This is a genomic window from Sphingomonas lycopersici (assembly GCF_026130605.1).
GTDB lineage: Bacteria > Pseudomonadota > Alphaproteobacteria > Sphingomonadales > Sphingomonadaceae > Sphingomonas > Sphingomonas lycopersici.
On sequence record NZ_JANFAU010000007.1, the window covers coordinates 150134 to 166374 of the forward strand.

At 68.2% G+C, this 16241-nt stretch carries 18 protein-coding genes; 12 read left to right on the forward strand and 6 right to left on the reverse strand.

Translation table 11 applies throughout. From position 1 onward, the window contains the following. The first annotated feature begins 23 nt into the window (after positions 1-23). From NED98_RS15155 to NED98_RS15185, 7 genes are all read left to right on the forward strand, one after another. Positions 24-1277, forward strand: a complete 1254-nt coding sequence (locus NED98_RS15155; RefSeq protein WP_179513794.1) for an ATP-binding protein — start codon at positions 24-26, stop codon at positions 1275-1277. 69 nt (positions 1278-1346) lie between these two features. After that, positions 1347-2042, forward strand: a complete 696-nt coding sequence (locus NED98_RS15160; RefSeq protein WP_179513052.1) for a carbonic anhydrase — start codon at positions 1347-1349, stop codon at positions 2040-2042. Then, positions 2042-3577 (forward strand): SulP family inorganic anion transporter, encoded by a 1536-nt coding sequence (locus NED98_RS15165; protein WP_265313552.1) that lies wholly within the window; start codon positions 2042-2044, stop codon positions 3575-3577. The genes NED98_RS15160 and NED98_RS15165 overlap by 1 nt, the downstream gene beginning before the upstream one ends. A gap of 156 nt (positions 3578-3733) precedes the next feature. After that, positions 3734-4582 carry a TorF family putative porin gene (locus NED98_RS15170; RefSeq protein ID WP_179513054.1) on the forward strand — a complete coding sequence of 283 codons (849 nt, stop codon included), beginning with the start codon at positions 3734-3736 and terminating at the stop codon, positions 4580-4582. 227 nt (positions 4583-4809) lie between these two features. Beyond that, positions 4810-5706: a tetratricopeptide repeat protein gene (locus NED98_RS15175; RefSeq protein WP_179513795.1), complete on the forward strand. Its 897-nt coding sequence runs from the start codon at positions 4810-4812 to the stop codon at positions 5704-5706. A gap of 1 nt (position 5707) precedes the next feature. Then, positions 5708-6319, forward strand: a complete 612-nt coding sequence (locus tag NED98_RS15180; RefSeq protein WP_265313553.1) for an LON peptidase substrate-binding domain-containing protein — start codon at positions 5708-5710, stop codon at positions 6317-6319. Beyond that, positions 6316-6492 (forward strand): Trm112 family protein, encoded by a 177-nt coding sequence (locus tag NED98_RS15185; RefSeq protein ID WP_265313554.1) that lies wholly within the window; start codon positions 6316-6318, stop codon positions 6490-6492. Before NED98_RS15180 ends, NED98_RS15185 begins: the two co-directional genes overlap by 4 nt. A gap of 48 nt (positions 6493-6540) precedes the next feature. On the opposite strand, the gene msrA is transcribed toward NED98_RS15185, so the two are convergent. The 4 genes from msrA to pabB all read right to left on the reverse strand — a co-directional run bounded on the left by msrA (position 6541) and on the right by pabB (position 10570). Beyond that, positions 6541-7179 carry a peptide-methionine (S)-S-oxide reductase MsrA gene (gene msrA / locus NED98_RS15190; RefSeq protein ID WP_265268845.1) on the reverse strand — a complete coding sequence of 213 codons (639 nt, stop codon included), beginning with the start codon at positions 7177-7179 and terminating at the stop codon, positions 6541-6543. A gap of 51 nt (positions 7180-7230) precedes the next feature. Next, entirely contained in the window at positions 7231-7371 is a 141-nt protein-coding gene (locus NED98_RS15195) for a hypothetical protein (protein ID WP_179513058.1), read from the reverse strand. Between the two features lie 188 nt (positions 7372-7559). Further along, positions 7560-8759: a pyridoxal phosphate-dependent aminotransferase gene (locus NED98_RS15200; protein ID WP_265313555.1), complete on the reverse strand. Its 1200-nt coding sequence runs from the start codon at positions 8757-8759 to the stop codon at positions 7560-7562. A 38-nt stretch (positions 8760-8797) separates the two neighbouring features. Then, the gene (gene pabB / locus NED98_RS15205; RefSeq protein WP_265313556.1) at positions 8798-10570 is read right to left on the reverse strand and encodes an aminodeoxychorismate synthase component I; all 1773 of its coding nucleotides are present in this window, start codon (positions 10568-10570) and stop codon (positions 8798-8800) included. Positions 10571-10650: 80 nt separating this feature from the next. On the opposite strand from pabB, the gene NED98_RS15210 reads away from it, so the two are divergent. Both NED98_RS15210 and NED98_RS15215 read left to right on the forward strand, forming a co-directional pair. Further along, positions 10651-11337 (forward strand): MBL fold metallo-hydrolase, encoded by a 687-nt coding sequence (locus NED98_RS15210; protein ID WP_179513061.1) that lies wholly within the window; start codon positions 10651-10653, stop codon positions 11335-11337. A gap of 11 nt (positions 11338-11348) precedes the next feature. Further along, positions 11349-12017 (forward strand): DUF2490 domain-containing protein, encoded by a 669-nt coding sequence (locus NED98_RS15215; protein ID WP_265313557.1) that lies wholly within the window; start codon positions 11349-11351, stop codon positions 12015-12017. 154 nt (positions 12018-12171) lie between these two features. On the opposite strand, the gene rpoZ is transcribed toward NED98_RS15215, so the two are convergent. Then, positions 12172-12516 (reverse strand): DNA-directed RNA polymerase subunit omega, encoded by a 345-nt coding sequence (gene rpoZ, locus NED98_RS15220; RefSeq protein WP_179513063.1) that lies wholly within the window; start codon positions 12514-12516, stop codon positions 12172-12174. A gap of 128 nt (positions 12517-12644) precedes the next feature. Here rpoZ and NED98_RS15225 point away from each other — a divergent pair, with 128 nt between their 5' ends. After that, positions 12645-13790 carry a phospholipase D-like domain-containing protein gene (locus NED98_RS15225; protein WP_179513064.1) on the forward strand — a complete coding sequence of 382 codons (1146 nt, stop codon included), beginning with the start codon at positions 12645-12647 and terminating at the stop codon, positions 13788-13790. 42 nt (positions 13791-13832) lie between these two features. On the opposite strand, the gene NED98_RS15230 is transcribed toward NED98_RS15225, so the two are convergent. Beyond that, complete coding sequence (locus NED98_RS15230; protein WP_179513065.1) at positions 13833-14453, reverse strand: class I SAM-dependent methyltransferase; 621 nt, start codon at positions 14451-14453, stop codon at positions 13833-13835. Between the two features lie 144 nt (positions 14454-14597). On the opposite strand from NED98_RS15230, the gene NED98_RS15235 reads away from it, so the two are divergent. Both NED98_RS15235 and NED98_RS15240 read left to right on the forward strand, forming a co-directional pair. Then, entirely contained in the window at positions 14598-14936 is a 339-nt protein-coding gene (locus NED98_RS15235; protein ID WP_265313558.1) for an antibiotic biosynthesis monooxygenase family protein, read from the forward strand. Positions 14937-14977: 41 nt separating this feature from the next. Further along, positions 14978-16228 (forward strand): MFS transporter, encoded by a 1251-nt coding sequence (locus NED98_RS15240; protein WP_265268844.1) that lies wholly within the window; start codon positions 14978-14980, stop codon positions 16226-16228. Positions 16229-16241 lie beyond the last annotated feature (13 nt).

Below are 16241 nucleotides of genomic sequence, written 5' to 3' on the forward strand. Positions count from 1 at the left end.
TCGTCGCGATCCTGCTGCTGACGATGCTGATCGAGTTCGGCGTCTCGACCTTGCTGTATGAGCGCGCGAGCCAGTTTTCGGTGCGCGACGACGAGGCACGGCGGCTCGCCGAGCATCTCGTCATCTGCCGCCGGCTGGTCGAGGATCGCCCGCCGGGCACGCGCCCCGAAATGGCGAGCCATCTCACCACCGATCGCTACGAGATCCACTGGGATCGCGATCCGCCGCGCGTCCCGTCGGTCGCGCCCGCGCTGGATCAGATGCGCCGGCAGATCGTCGAATGGGAGCCGTCGCTCGGCACACGCGATCTGCGCATCCGCCTGACCCTGCCCGGGCGCAGCTCGGCGGTGAGCGGAGGGCTCCAGCTCGATGACGGCAGCTGGTTGCATTTCCGCACGCTCGAGCCGGTGGCGCGGCTCGATTTCGGGTTCGAGCGCGTCGCGCTGGCGCTGGTCCCCGCGATCGCGTTGATGGTGATCGGCGGGCTGATGCTGCGCCGCGCGTTGCTGCCGCTGCGCCGGCTGGCGGTGGCGGCGGACCGCGTCGGGCATGATCCGGTCGATCCGGTGCCGGAGGACGGCCCGGGCGAGGTGCGCCGCGTGGTCGTCGCGTTCAACCGGATGCAGGCGCGAATCCGTGCGCTGATCGACAACCGCACCCAGGCGCTCGCCGCGGTGGGGCACGATCTGCGCACCCCGCTCGCGCGGCTGCGGTTGCGTAGCGAAGGGGTGGCGGACCCGGAGACGCGCAACGCGATCGGGCATGATGTCGCCGAAATGGAGGCGATGATCACCTCGCTGCTCGCCTTTCTCGGCGGCGACAGCGATCCCGAGGCGCCCGTGCCGGTCGATCTGGCGGTGATGTGCGCGACATTGGTCGACGATGCGCAGGACGCGGGCCATGCGGCGGATTATGTCGGGCCGGATCATCTCGAGCTTCGGCTGCGTCGCTCGGGGTTCAAGCGCGCGCTGACCAATCTGGTCGACAATGCGCTCCATTATGGCGATCGGCTGACGATCGCGCTGTCGACCGACGGCGCGGCGGTGACGGTGCGGGTGATCGATGACGGCCCCGGGATCCCCGAGGATCAGCTCGTCGCGGTGCTCCAGCCGTTCGTCCGGCTCGATCCGGCGCGGCGGCGCGACACGGTCGGCTTCGGGCTCGGGCTGGCGATCGCGGCGCAGGCGGTGCAGGCCGAGGGTGGCACATTGACGCTGGCGAACCGCGTGCCGCACGGGCTGGAGGCGACTATCCATTTGCCCGGACACAAAATTTAACATTTCCGCGGCGTCGCAGCAAAATTGCCGGCTTAATTATCCTGCTCCATGACAAGAGGAGCAGATCCAGTGAACGACCTCATCGGACGCGTCTTCAGCTTCGAGAAACAGGTATTCCCGAGCCAGCAGGCGCTTTACGCCAAGCTCACGACGCAGGGGCAGAGCCCCAAGGCGCTGATGATCTCCTGCGCCGATTCGCGCGTCGTCCCCGAACATATCATGCAGGCCGAGGCTGGCGACCTGTTCGTATGCCGCAACGCGGGCAATATCGTCCCGCCGTTCGCGACGATGAACGGGGGCGTCTCCTCGACGGTGGAATTCGCCGTCGCCGCGCTCAAGGTGCGCGACATCATCGTCTGCGGCCATTCGGACTGCGGCGCGATGAAGGCGCTGGTCAATCCCGAGCTGCTCGAAGGAATGCCCAATGTCGCGGCGTGGCTGCGCCACAGCCAGGCGGCGAAATCGGTGCTCGACGCCTCTTACCCCAACCTTGAAAACGGCGCGGCGGTGCGCGCGGCGAGCCTCGAGAATGTCGTGGTGCAGATCGCGCATCTGCGCACCCACCCGTCGGTCGCGGCGGGGATCGCGCGCGGCGAGATCGCGCTCCACGGCTGGTTCGTCGACATCCATGCCGGCCAGATGCTCGCGCTCGACGGCGAGACCGGGCGCTTCCTGCCGGTGCGCGAGAATGAGCCGCTGCCGGTCGCCGTCCGCGCGGCGCAGCGCCTCGCCGCCGATTTCGTCCAGGCAGAGGCGGCCGAGTAATGACCCAGGCGATGTCCGCGCGGCCCGGCGTATCGGTGCCGCGGCTGCAATTCCTCGGGCGCGATCTTACCGCGTCGATCGTCGTGTTCCTCGTCGCGATGCCCCTGTGCATGGGCATCGCGATCGCCTCCGGCGTGCCGCCTGAAAAGGGGCTGATCACCGGGATCATCGGCGGGATCGTCGTCGGCGCGCTCGCCGGATCGCCGTTGCAGGTCAGCGGCCCGGCGGCGGGGCTCGCCGTCATCGTGTTCGAGCTGGTGCGCGATCAGGGATTCAGCGCACTCGGCCCGATCCTCATCCTCGCCGGCGCGATCCAGGTCGTCGCCGGGGTGTTCAGGCTCGGCGGGTGGTTTCGCGCGATCAGCCCGGCGGTGGTCCATGGCATGCTCGCCGGGATCGGCGTGCTGATCGTCGTCGGCCAGTTCCATGTGCTGTTCGACGCCAAGCCGCTGTCGAGCGGCCCGGCCAACCTCGCCGCGATGCCCGGGCGGCTGCTCGGCCTGTCGCTCAGCAACATGGCGGCGGCCGAACTCGCGTTCATCGTCGCCCTGGTCACGATCGGCGCGATGCTGGCGTGGGAGAAGTGGCGCCCGGCGGCGCTGCGGCTGATGCCCGGCGCGCTGGTCGGCGTGGTGGCGGGCACCTTGCTCACCGTCGCGCTGGGGCTCGATGTCGCCAAGGTGCAGGTGCCCGCGTCGATCACCGCGGCGATCTCGCTCCCCGAAAGCGGTTTCTGGGCGAAATGGCTCGATCCGTCGGTGATCGCGGCGGCGGTGGCGATCGCGTTCATCGCCTCGGCGGAAACCCTGCTGTCGGCGGCGGCGGTCGACAAGATGCACGACGGCGTGCGCACCGATTACAACAAGGAATTGCGCGCGCAGGGCATCGGCAATCTGCTGTGCGGCGCGGCCGGCGCGCTCCCGATGACCGGGGTGATCGTGCGCTCGTCCGCCAATGTGCAGGCGGGTGCGATCACCCGCGCCTCGGCGATCCTCCACGGCGTGTGGATCCTCGGTTTCGTCGCGTTGCTGCCGTGGCTGCTGCGCGAGATTCCGATGGCGGCGCTCGGCGCGATCCTCGTCGTCACCGGCTGGCGGCTGGTGAGCCTCACCCATGCGAAACATTTGCTGCGCGATCACGGCCCGTTGCCGGTGGTGATCTGGGCGGCGACGCTGATCATGGTGGTGGCGACCGATCTGTTGACCGGCGTGCTGGTCGGCATCGGGCTGACGCTGCTCGAGCTCGCGCCGCACCTGCGCCGGCTGCGGCTCGGCGTGGAAGAGGAGCCCGAGGGCGAGACGCACCGTATCGCGCTCGACGGCACCGCGACCTTCGTCACGTTGCCCAAGCTCTCCGCCACGCTCGATCGCGTCCCGGCGGGCAAGCCGGTGCGGCTCGACGTCACCCGCCTCGCCGCGGTCGACCATACGACGGCCGAGCTGTTGCGGGACTGGCTCCAGCGGCGTCGCGCGAGCGGCACGCCGGTCGAGTTGCTGGGGGGCGACAGTGGCCGTTTGGCCACACTTGCCCACTGAGCGGGCATCCGGCAACATTTCGATACAATATAGCAATATATGGGAGAAATTGCTGCACTAGCGTAACAGCTGCCGATCAACCGGTGCCCGCCGCCCTGCGGTGAGAGCACCGGCGATCGCGCAGCAGGAGGAGCCTCTTCTCACAAGGAGGTTCCATTGAAGACAGTCTATCTCTCTCTCGCTCTGGCGCTCGGTGCCGCCGCCTCGCCCGCCGCGGCGCAGGAAACAGCGCCGCCCAAGGACATCACCGTCACCGGCAGCGTCGCGCTGGTCAGCGATTATCGCCTGCGCGGCGTATCGCAGACCGACAAGCATGCCGCGGTGCAGGGCGGCATCACGGTGACCCACAAGAGCGGCTTCTACGTCAGCACCTGGGCATCGAACCTGGCCGGCTGGGGCACGTTCGGCGGCGCCAATATGGAGCTCGACCTGATCGGCGGGTATAAAAGGTCGCTCGGCGGGGGCATCTCGGTCGATGCCGGGCTCACCTGGTACATGTACCCCGGCGGGGCGAACAAGACCGACTTTGCCGAGCCTTATGTGAAGCTGTCGGGCACCGCCGGGCCGGCGACCGTGCTCGTCGGGGTGGCTTATGCACCCAAGCAGGAAGCGCTCGGCAAATGGTATGACAATGCCGCCAGCTATGCGACCGGCGTGCCCGATCATCCCGGCGCCAAGCACGACAATCTCTATGTCTGGAGCGATCTGTCGGCCGCGATCCCGAAGACGCCGCTGACCGCCAAGGCGCATCTCGGCTATTCGCACGGCAACCCGGGGCTCGGCCCGAACGGCACCAGCGCGGCGCCGACCGGCCATTATTGGGATTGGATGCTCGGCGCCGATTTCGCGGTGAAGGGCACCCCGCTGACGTTGAGCGCGGCGTGGATCGATACCGATATCACCCGGCGTCGTTCGGCCTATATCGTGCCGAACTTCTCCTCGACCAAGGACGGCAGCTCGATCGCCGGATCGACCGCTTTGTTCTCGATCACCGCCGCCTTCTGAACCTTCCCTGCTTTCCCCCCTCCCTTGAACAAGGGAGGGGGGAAGAAGGGGGAGAAGAAAGCGGGGAGGGGAGAAGGAAAGAAGGAGGAGCGGGTAAGGCGCGCTCCAGCGCCGTCATTCCTCACTCAGACGCTGATTCGCGCGCCGGGGGGTTTGCTTCCCCCGGCCCGTCCCCACATAAGGGCCGCAGTGATTTTAGCAGGAAGCGGCTCTTGGCGACCCTTGGAATGAACGAAGCGGAAAAGGCGGCGGTACAGGCGTTCCGGCGCGATGTGGTCGAGCCGTCGATGACGCAGCTCGTGATCATCGATTTCTGGGCGGAATGGTGCGGCCCGTGCAAGGCGCTGGCGCCGGTGCTGGAAAAGGTCGCCGCGGCCTATGCCGATAAGGGCGTGGTGCTGGCCAAGGTCGATACCGACAAGAACCAGTTCATCGCCGCGCAATTCCAGGTGCGGTCGATCCCCACCGTCTATGCGATGTTCCAGGGGCAACTCGTCGCCGATCTGACGAGCGCGCGCACCGAATCGCAGCTCCGCGTGATGCTTGATCAGTTGCTGCGCCAGCTGCCGATCCAGGGCGAGGCGCAGGCACAGGAAGCGGAGCTCGAGCCGCTGATCGCGATGGGCGAGGAAGTGCTCGCCGCGGGCGACGCCGCGCGGGCGCTGTCGATCTTCGACCAGCTCGCCGAAATGGCCCCCGATCATCCCGCGGTGGTTTCGGGGCGGATCCGCGCGCTGGTCGCGGCGGGCGATACCGCCGCCGCCGAAGCGGCGATCGCGGCGCTGCCCGAGGAGCTGGCCAAGCTCCCCGATATCGAGCGCGCCAAATCGGCGCTCGATCTCGCGCGCTCGGCGCCCGCGGTCGACGATCTCGCGCCGCTCGAGGCCAAGGTCGCGGCGAACCCCGACGATCTCCAGGCGCGCTACGATCTGGCCAATGCGCAGATGGCGGCGGGCGATCGCGACGCGGCGGCGGAGGGGTTCCTCGCGATTACCGCCGCCGAGCGCGACTGGAACGAGGGCGCGGCGCGCCAGCAATTGCTCAAATTGTTCGAGGTGGTCGGGCTGGAGGATCCGTGGGTGGCGCAGCAGCGCCGCAAGCTTTCCGCCGTCCTGTTCGGGTGACATGACGCGGCTGTCGATCTTTCCTCTGGCCGGTGCGATCCTGTTTCCGGGGATGCATCTGCCGCTGCACATCTTCGAGCCGCGCTATCGTGCGCTGATATCCGATGCGATGGCGCGTGACCGGCGGATCGGGATGATCCAGCCGCGCGGCGACGCCGAGGCGAAGATCCCGCAGCTCTACGATATCGGCTGCGTCGGGCGGATCGCCGATATCGAGATGCTGGAGGACGGCCGCTCGAACATCATCCTCGAGGGGGTATCGCTGTTCCGCGTCACGCGCGAGCTCGAAGTGTCGACTCCGTTCCGGCAGGTCGAGGCCGAATTGCTCGATAGCGCGCCCGACGACGATCTGTCGCTCGCCGCGCGCGCCGGGCTCGAGCTCGAATCGAAGCGTTTCGCCGAGGCGCAGGGCTATGCGGTCGATTGGGATGCGGTCGGGCGGCTCGACGACGCCAGCCTGGTCAACGGCATCGCGCAGATCGCGCCGTTCGACGCCGCCGCCAAACAGGCGCTGCTCGAAACGAAGACGATCGCCGAGCGCGCCGAACTGATCGTCCAGCTGCTGCAATTCTTCGGGCGACACGACGGGCAGGATCGCGTGACCTTGCAATGATCGACGCCTGGCTGCTCGAACGATTGGTGTGCCCGGTGAGTCGGCGGCCGCTCGTCTATGACGAAGCGGCGCAGGAGCTGGCGTCGGACGCCGCCGGGGTCGCCTATCCGATCCGTGACGGGGTGCCGGTGCTGCTGATCGAGCAGGCGCGGGTGCTTAACGCGACAGGCTAATCCGTCCCGCCGTTCGCGCTGAGCCCGAACGGCGGAGGGGGAATCTTCCTATTTCGCCAGCTTGGGAAAGGCCGCCTGGAAAGCGGCGACCTTGGGCTTGTCCCAGCGGACGATATAGGGATTGGTCGGGTTGCGATCGTAGAAATTCTGGTGGACCGCCTCCGCCGGAAAGAAATCGCCGCGCTCGATCCGCGTCACGATCGGCTGCGGCCAGGCATGCGCCTGGGTCAATTGCGCGATATAGGCCTCGGCCACCGCGCGCTGCGCCTCGGATTGCGGGAAGATCGCCGAACGGTAGCTCGGGCCGCGGTCCGGCCCCTGACGGTTGAGCTGGGTGGGATCATGCGCGATCGAGAAATAGATGCGCAGCAACGTGCCGTAGCTCACCTGACGCGGATCGAACACGATTCGCACCGCTTCGGCATGTTTGGTCGATTCGCTCGAAACCGCGCTGTAATTGGCACTATGCGCCGCGCCGCCGGCATAGCCCGAGGTCACCGCGCGGACGCCCTTCACCCGCTCGAACACCGCCTCCATCCCCCAGAAGCACCCGCCGGCGAGGATTGCGGTCTGCGCGCTCGGGGTGGCGGGCACGTCGCGCGCCGGGGGCGGGATCGGCACCGCGCGTTCGGCGCGGGCGGGGAGGAAGGGAAGGCTGGCGGTCACCAGGACCGCGGCGATCGTCATGGGAGCGCGGATCATGTCCGCCGATATAATGCGCGCGCGTGCGCGATGCTATCAGCGCTTGACGATATGCGTCGGCGCATCGGTCGTGGCGGTGACGGCGGACGCCGGATGCAGCGCGAACAGCCCGACCGCCCCGATCAGGAAACCTCCGGCGAATTGCCACAGGAAGGTCGATTTCAGGAACTGGATCATCTGCTTAACTCTTTTCGACTCGCTTCTTCGCGGCCCGCTGGGGGGCGCTGCGCCGGAAACCCAAGAAAGCCTGTAATTTGTTGTCGCTGAACGCGGCCTGACGCCGTCGTTCAGCCGCTACATAGGGTGCGGTTCATTGCCGTTGTATTGCGGTAACCGAAACGCTGTGTTTCGCGGCTGAAATCTCTTCAGCGCAGCGCGGCGCAGGCGCGCTGGATCCGCTCGCACGCCTCGCGCAGCACGTCCTCGCCGGTGGCGTAGCTGATCCGCATCGCCGGCGAGAGGCCGAACGCCACCCCCTGCACCGCCGCGACCCGCGCATCCTCGAGCAGATAGCCGACGAAATCGCTGTCGTTCTCGATCCGCTTGCCGCCCGGCGTCGTCTTGCCGATCACCCCGGAGACTTCGGGATAGACGTAGAAGGCGCCTTCGGGGCGCGGGCAGGTGATGCCGTCGGTCTGGTTGAGCATCGACACGACGAGATCGCGGCGCGACTTGAACGCCGCGTTGCGCTCGATGAGGAACGACTGGTCGCCGTTGAGCGCCGCTGTCGCCGCCGCTTGTGCGATCGAGCAGGGGTTGGAGGTCGATTGCGACTGCAATTTGGCCATCGCCTTGATCAGCCACGGCGCGCCCGCGGCGAAGCCGATCCGCCAGCCGGTCATCGCATAGGCCTTGGAACAGCCGTTGACCGTCAGCGTGCGCTCGTAGAGCGACGGGCACACCTCGGCGATCGTCGCGAAGACGAAATCGTCGTAGACGATATGCTCGTACATATCGTCGGCGAAGATCCACACCTGCGGGTGGCGTTCGAGCACCGCGCCCAGCGCCTTGAGCTCGGCGACGGTATAGGCCGCGCCGGTCGGGTTGGAGGGCGAATTGAGGATCAGCCACTTGGTGCGCGGGGTGATCGCCGCCTCGAGCATCTCGGGGGTCAGCTTATAGCCCTGCGCGGCGCCGGCGGCGACGATCACCGGGGTCGCCCCGGCGAATTGCACCACATCGGGATAGCTCACCCAATAAGGCGCGGGGACGATCACCTCGTCGCCCGGGTTGAGCGTCGCGACGAGCGCGTTGAACAACGTGTGCTTGCCGCCGACGTTCACGCTGACCTGCTGCCTGGTGTAATCGAGGTGGTTGTCGCGCTTGAACTTGGCGACGATCGCCTCCTTCAGCTCCTGCGTGCCGTCGACATTGGTATATTTGGTCTTGCCGTCGCGAATCGCCTGGATCGCAGCTTCCTTGACGAAATCGGGGGTATCGAAATCGGGCTCGCCCGCGCCCAGCCCGATCACATCGACCCCGGCACGCTTGAGTTCCAGCACCTTGGTGGTGATCGCCAGCGTCGGCGAAGGGCTGATACGGTCAAGCGCGGCGGAAGGCTTCATGTCGCGTGCCTCATAACGATGGCTGATGTCGCCGCGGCCTATAGCGGGAGGCCCGGCGATTTCGCAACCGCAACAACGGCCGGAATCAGCCCGCGCAGCGCATTTCCGACGAAGAAGCCGCCGGCGAGGTCGTCGGGGGTCAAATCCCCTTCGCGCGCGCGGCCCTGATCGATCAGCTCGCCGCGCAACACCCCGGGGAGCAGCCCGCGCGCGAGCGGCGGGGTGACGAGCGCGCCGTCGCGCTCGACGAAGATATTGGTGAAGCTTCCCTCGGTGACGAAACCGTGCGGGTCGACGAACGCCACTTCGTCCGCCGCCGACGCCACGCGCGCGCGATCGAGGAAGCCACGGTCGCTGGTCTTGTGGCGCAAGCGGAAGTCGCCCGCGGGGACCGGCAGCGGCGCCAGCGCGACACGCCACGCGCGCGGCGCGGCGAGTGGCGCGGGGCCGGTCTCGATCGCGATCCGCCCCGATCGCGCCGCGAGCAGCCGGATCCGCGCCGGGCGGCGCAGCCGGAAGGTCGCGGCCTGCAGATCGTTGCGCGCGGCGTGGCGGTCGAACGCGAAGCCGAGCGCCGCCGCGCTCGCCTTGAGCCGCGCGAGATGCCGCTCGATCCGCGCCACCCCGGCCTCGGGATCGAAGGCCATCGTCTCGACAAGGTCGAAATCGCCCGCGCCGTGGGTCAAGAAAGCTCCTTTCGCCAGCGCCTCGTCCCATTCGTCGACGGCGTTGGAATCGGCGACGATCCCGCCGCCGAGCCCGATCGTAGCGTGTTTCGCGCCGGCCGGAACGTGCAGCGTGCGGATCGCGACGTTGAACTGCGCCGAGGCCGGGGCGTCGATCCGCCCGATCGCCCCGGTATAGGCGCCGCGCGGGCTGCGCTCGACCTCGCCGATCACCTGCATCGCGCGCACCTTTGGCGCGCCGGTGATCGAGCCGCACGGGAACAAGGCGGCGAGCACGTCGATCGCATCATGCCCCGCGTCGAGCGCGGCGGTGACGGTCGAGGTCATCTGGTGGACGGTGGGATAACGCTCGACCGCGAACAAGTCGGGCACCTTGACGCTGCCCGCCTGCGCGACGCGCGACAGATCGTTGCGCATCAGATCGACGATCATCAGGTTTTCGGCGCGCTGCTTGGGGTCCGCCGCCAGCGCCGCCGCCGCCGCGGCATCCGCTGCCGGATCGCGCTCGCGCCGCGCGGTGCCCTTCATCGGGCGGCAGGTGATTCGCCCATCGTCGAGCGCGAAGAACAATTCGGGCGAGAAGGAGAGCAGGGTCTCGCGCCCGGTGGCGACGATCGCGCCCCACCCCGCCGCCGCCCGCGCGCGCACCGCGGCATAGAGCGCCGGCAGATCGCCCGCGAAGCGCACCTTCGCGCGAAAGGTGAGGTTGGCCTGATAGATGTCGCCGGCGGTGATCAGCGCCTGCACCCGCGCGATCATCGCGTCATAATCGGCGCGGGTCACCTCCGGCTCGGGCGCGCCGACCCATGCCCCGGCCGGGTCGGGAAGCCCGGCGGCGACATCGGCGATTTCCTGGAAACCGTCGAACAATCCGAACCATAGCAAGGGCGCGTCGGGCAAAGCCGCGTCGCCCGCGCCCGGCTCCAGCGCCAGGCCGGCTTCATAAGCGAGGAAGCCCGCTGCCTGCCGCCCCGCCGCCACCCCGGCGCGCAGCGCGGCGAGCGCGGCGGGGATGTCGCCGGGCTGCCGCACCTCGATCACCGCGGCCGGCGCGCGATAGAGCCGCGCCGCCGCGCCGCCGGGGCGGGCATCGTCGAGCAGGACGAAAGGCGGGGGTGGGAGCATCGCGCGCGCTGCATGCCCGGTGCTCCGCCTTGCGGCAAGGGCGCGGCGCGGGTTAGGGATCGGGAGAAAGGATTGACCCGATGACCGAACCCGCGCCGCGCGCCGCGCCAGAACCTGCGCTCCGCGCGATGATCGTGCCGGTGACGGCGATCGAGCAGAATTGCACGATCATCTGGTGCACCCGCACGATGAAGGCGGCGGTGATCGACGCCGGTGGCGATCTCCCGCGGATCCGCGCCGCGATCGCCGAGGCGGGGGTGACGGTCGAGAAATTGCTCCTCACCCACGGCCATATCGATCACGCCGGTTCGGCGAAGCCGCTCGCCGACGAGCTCGGCGTGCCGATCGAGGGGCCGCATGAGGACGATCGCTTCTGGCTCGCGCGGCTCGCCGACGACGGGCGCAACTGGGGGATCGAGGGGGTGCCGTTCGAGCCCGACCGCTGGCTCAACGACGGCGATACGGTGACGGTGGGCGAGCTGACACTCGACGTCTATCACACCCCCGGCCACACCGCGGGGCATGTGATCTTCCACCATGCCCCGTCCAAATTCGCGCAGGTCGGCGATGTGCTGTTCCAGGGATCGATCGGGCGGACCGATCTGCCGCAGGGCGATCATCAGCAGCTGATCACCTCGATCGTCACCAAATTGTGGCCGCTGGGCGACGATACCGCCTTCGTCCCCGGCCACGGCAAGCCGAGCACCTTCGGGCACGAGCGGCGGTGGAACATGTTCGTCAGCGACGAGGCGCTCGCCGCCGCCTGATCCACCGTCGCATGCGCCCGAGCCTTTTCGCGCTTCCCGTTTCGCTCGTCGCCGCGCCGGCGCTGGCGCAGGTGGAGGATCGCGCTTTGTGGCTGACCACCACGGGCAAGGTCAGGCTGGACCAGCGGACGCGGATCGACGTCGAAGCGGCCTATCGTTTCAGCGACAATTCGGGCGGGCTGTACGAATCGCTGTGGATCGGCGGGGCGACGCGCGAGATCGCCAAGCATGTGGCGGTGCAGGTGACCTATGCGCGGGTGAACGGCTATTCCGGCGGCCGCGCCCGCAACGTCGAGAACCGCGTCCGCGCGCAGGTCGAGGTGACTCGCCGCCTGGGTCGGGTGAGGCTCGCCGGCCGGCTGCGGCTCGAATACCGCTCCCGCACCGCCGCCGACATGACCGGATTTCGTCTCCGCCCGCGGATCAAGGCGACGCTGCCGATCGCGCCGCGTGACGTCTCGCTGATCGCGAGCCACGAGAGCATCGTCGAGCTCAACAACACCGATTGGGGGCAGATGACCGGGGCGGACCGGATGCGGAACCTGATCGCGATCAACTGGCAGGCGAGCGAGGCCCTGTCGTTCGAGGCCGGCTATCTCAACCAATATCATTTCGCGCGCGGCGGCGATCGCCCGATGATGGATCACATCCTGTCGCTGAGCACCACGCTGAGCCTGTAGGCAATCCGTTCGCCTGAGCTTATCGGGCTTCGACAAGCTCCGCCCGAACGGGGGGTGTCAGCGGGGGCGCGCAAAAAAAAGGCCGCGACCGTGGATGACGGTCGCGGCCTTTTTTTTCGGGCGATCTCAGCCCCAGATTCTCAGCCCCAGATTCTCAGCCTTCGTAATCGGCGCCGAGATTCTGGTTGCGCGGCGGGGCGGCGGCGGTGAGGCGCAGCGCTTCCGCCGAGGCGGCGAGGCTGCCGACCGCATCGGCCTCGTCATCGTCGTCGATCTGCACGCGCTGCAGGCTGCCGACGAGCGATTCGGCCAGATCGTCGGGCAGGATCGTCTCTTCGGCGATCTCGCGCAGCGCGACGACCGGATTTTTATCGCGATCGCGATCGATCGTCAGCTCCGCACCACCCGAAACCTGCCGCGCGCGCTGCGCTGCGAGCAGAACCAGATCGAAGCGGTTGGGGATTTTGTCGACGCAATCCTCGACCGTGACGCGCGCCATGGACGCTATTCCTTCGCAAAATATCGCTGGATGAAGGCGCGCGATCTAGGGAGGCGGGCGGGCAAAGTCAAGAAAAGTGCGCCCGCCCCGGCTTGTCGCGCGCGCCGCATCCGGCCATCAGGGTGGCGATGGAGCATTTCACCGTCGACGGCAATCGTCTGACGCTGCTGACCGAAGGGCCGGCGCGGCTCGATGCGCTGATCGGATTGATCGAGGGCGCGCGGGAGAGCCTGCGCATCCTTTATTATATCTATGCCGATGATGATTCCGGCCGCCGCGTCAACGAGGCGCTGATCGCCGCCGCCGCGCGCGGGGTGAAGGTGACGCTGATCGTCGACGGTTTCGGCAGCGACGTCGAGCGGCGCCGGCAATTCTTCGCCCCGCTGGAGGCGGCAGGGGTCTCGCTGTGCCGGTTCATCCCGCGCTTCGGCCGCAGCTATCTGTTGCGCAACCACCAGAAGATGGCGCTCGCCGACGGCGCGCGCATCCTGATCGGCGGGTTCAACGTCGAGGACGATTATTTTACCAGCGGCAAGCAGGCGTGGCGCGACCTGGGGTTGCTGGTCGAGGGGCCGGCGGCGGGGCGGATCACCGGCTATTTCGATGCGCTATACGGCTGGGCGAGCGCGCCGAACCGCCCGGCGCGGCGGCTCGGCCGCCAGCTTGCGCAATGGAGCGAGGACAGCGGGCGGGTGCGGTGGCTGATCGGCGGGCCGACGCGGCGGCTGTCACCGTGGGTGCGCGCGGTGCGGCACGATATCCGCTTCGGCCGCCGGATCGATATCGTCGCGGGCTATTTCACCCCCAGCCCGCGGATGCTGCGCCGGCTCGATCGCGTCGGGCTGCGCGGCGCGAAGGTGCGTATCGTCACCGCGGCGCATTCGGATAACAAGACGACGATCGCCGCCGCGCGCTTCACCTATCGCGGGTTGCTGAAGCGCGGCGCGCGGATCTTCGAATATCTGCCGTCGAAGCTGCATACCAAGCTTTATGCGATCGACAGCGCCGTCCATATCGGCAGCGCCAATTTCGACATGCGCAGCCTGTTGATCAATCTGGAGCTGATGCTGCGGATCGAGGACGAGGCCTTTGCCGCTTATGTCCACCGCTATGTCGACGGCGAGGTGGCGCAATCGGCGGAAGTGACCCCCGAACGCTATCGCGCCGAGACCGGCTGGTGGCAGCGCGTGCGGCAGTTCGTCGCTTATCTGGTGGTCGGCGTGCTTGATCCCACCGTATCGCGCGGGCTCAACCTGGCGATCGACGAGGAGTGAGTCTTCAACACCCCTCCCCTTCAGGGGAGGGGCTAGAGGCGATTACTCGCCGTCCTTCCACGCCCAATAGAGCTGCGCCGGCGGCACGTTCCACCATTCCATCCCGTGATCGATCCGCGGGAAGTGCGGCGCGATGAAATCATGGACCTTGGGGCTGAACTGATAGACCAGGAAGGCGCCTTCGGTGCGCAGCACGCGCTGCGTCGCGGCGGCGATCGCCGGGCCGACGCCGGTCGGCAGCGTCGAAAAGGGGAGGCCGGACAGGACGTAATCGGCCTTTTCATGCCCGTGATCGCGCACGATCGTCTCGACGTCGGCGGCCGAGCCGTGGACCGCGACGAAGCGCGAATCCGCGATCGTGTGGCGCAGATAGTTGATGAAATCGGGGTTGGTGTCGATCGCGAGCAAGGTCGCGTCGGGCGCCATCTTCTCCAGAATCGGGCGACAGAAGGTGCCGACGCCCGGGCCATATTCGACGAACAGCTTGCAGCGCTGCCAGTCCACGGGGCCGAGCATCTTTTCGATCAGCTTGTCCGACGAGGGAATGATCGATCCCACCATCACCGGATGCTTCAGAAATCCCCGGAAAAACATCTGCCACGGGCCGGGCACGCCGGCGGGGCGAGATTGCGCGCGGCGCACGGCACTGGTCGAACTGGGCATCGAAGCTATGTCACTCCCGAACATATGGGCGGGTGGATTGGCGCAAGAACAATGCCCCCGTCGCACATCTCGCGAACGCTGGGCAAGCGCTATCGGTTGCCGATGCGGGGTTGCGTCCGCCGGCCAAGCGCCTAATCGGGTGTCATGCACGACGGAACGAGCGTCGATCGGGCGGGGCAGGTGGCGGTGATCTTCATCTCGCAACGCACCGCTCAGGACGGAGAGGGTTATGCCGCTGCGGCGGCGGCGATGGATGCGCTCGCCGCGGCGCAGCCCGGCTATCGCGGGGTGGAAAGCGTGCGCGACGCCGAGGGGCGGGGCATCACCGTTTCCTATTGGGCGACCGAGGCGGAGGCGCTGGCGTGGCGCGCCAACCCCGATCATGCCGCGATCCGCGATCGGGGGCGGGCGCATTGGTATGAAAATTATCAGGTGATCGTGGCGCGCGTCGAACGCGGTTATGGCTGGACGCTGCCGGCGTGACGCGCGGGTTCGACCGCCGTTTCGTCCTGCTGTTCGTCGTCATGCTCACGATCGCCGCGGGCAATACCGCGCTGCAATCGGTGCTGCCCGCGCTCGGCCGCTCGCTCGGCGTGATGGACAGCGCGGTGGCGGCGGCCTTTTCGGTTTCGGCGCTGCTGTGGGTGATCGCGGCGCCTTATTGGGCCGATCGTTCGGACCGGCAGGGGCGGCGTGCGATGGTGCTGCTCGGGGTCGGGGGATTCACCGTCAGCCTCAGCCTGTGCGGCCTGTTCCTCGCCGCGGGGATCAACGGCTGGATCGGCGGCACCGCGGCGTTCGGCCTGTTCATCCTCGGGCGGCTGATCTACGGCACCTTCGGCTCGGCCGCGCCGCCCGCGGTGCAGGCGATGGTCGCCGGGAATACGACGCGTGAGGAGCGCACCCGCGCGCTGACGTTGCTCGCCTCCGCCTTCGGGCTGGGGACGATCCTCGGCCCGGCGATCGCGCCCTATCTGATCCTCGGCGATATCGGGCGCGTGCGGGTCGGGCTGGCCGGGCCGGCGTTCATCTTCGCCGCCTTCGGGCTTTTGATGTTCTTCACCGTCCGGCGGATGCTTGAGGACGATCGCGGGATCGCCCCCGGGGTCCATGGCGCGGCGACCGCTTATCCCTCGATCGGCGGGCAGGCGACCGGCGCGAGCGTCCGCGCAGCGACCGAGCCGCACGGCGAGGAGGTCAAGTTCACCGATCCGCGCATCCGCGGCTGGATGATCGCCGGGCTGGTCGCGGGCCACGCGCAGGCGATGACCGGGCAGACGATCGGCTTCCTCGTGATCGACCGGCTGCACCTGCCCCCCGCGCAGGCGCTGGAGCCGACCGGAATCGTGCTGATGATGGGCGCGGGCTCCTCTCTGCTGGCGCAATGGGGGCTGATCCCGCTGCTCAACCTCGCCCCGCGCGCGCTGCTGCTCGTCGGGCTGGTGCTGGCGGCGGCGGGGACGGCGCTGACCGGCGTCGCGCCGTCGCTCTACAGCATCGCGATGGCCTATGCGCTGGCGAGCCTCGGTTTCGGCTTCATCCGCCCCGGTTTCACCGCCGGGTCGAGCCTCGCGGTCGGCCCCGATGCGCAAGGCTCGGTCGCGGGCAAGGTGACCAGCGTCAACGGCGCGAGCTTCATCCTCGGCCCGTCGATCGGGGTCGGGCTGTACGAACTGAGCCACCCCGTGCCCTATCTGGTGGCGGGGGCGGCGTGCCTGCTGCTGCTGGTCTATTGCTGGCGCGCGCTGGTCGAGCGCCCGGTCGAGGCGGAATAAAGGGGCGGCCGCG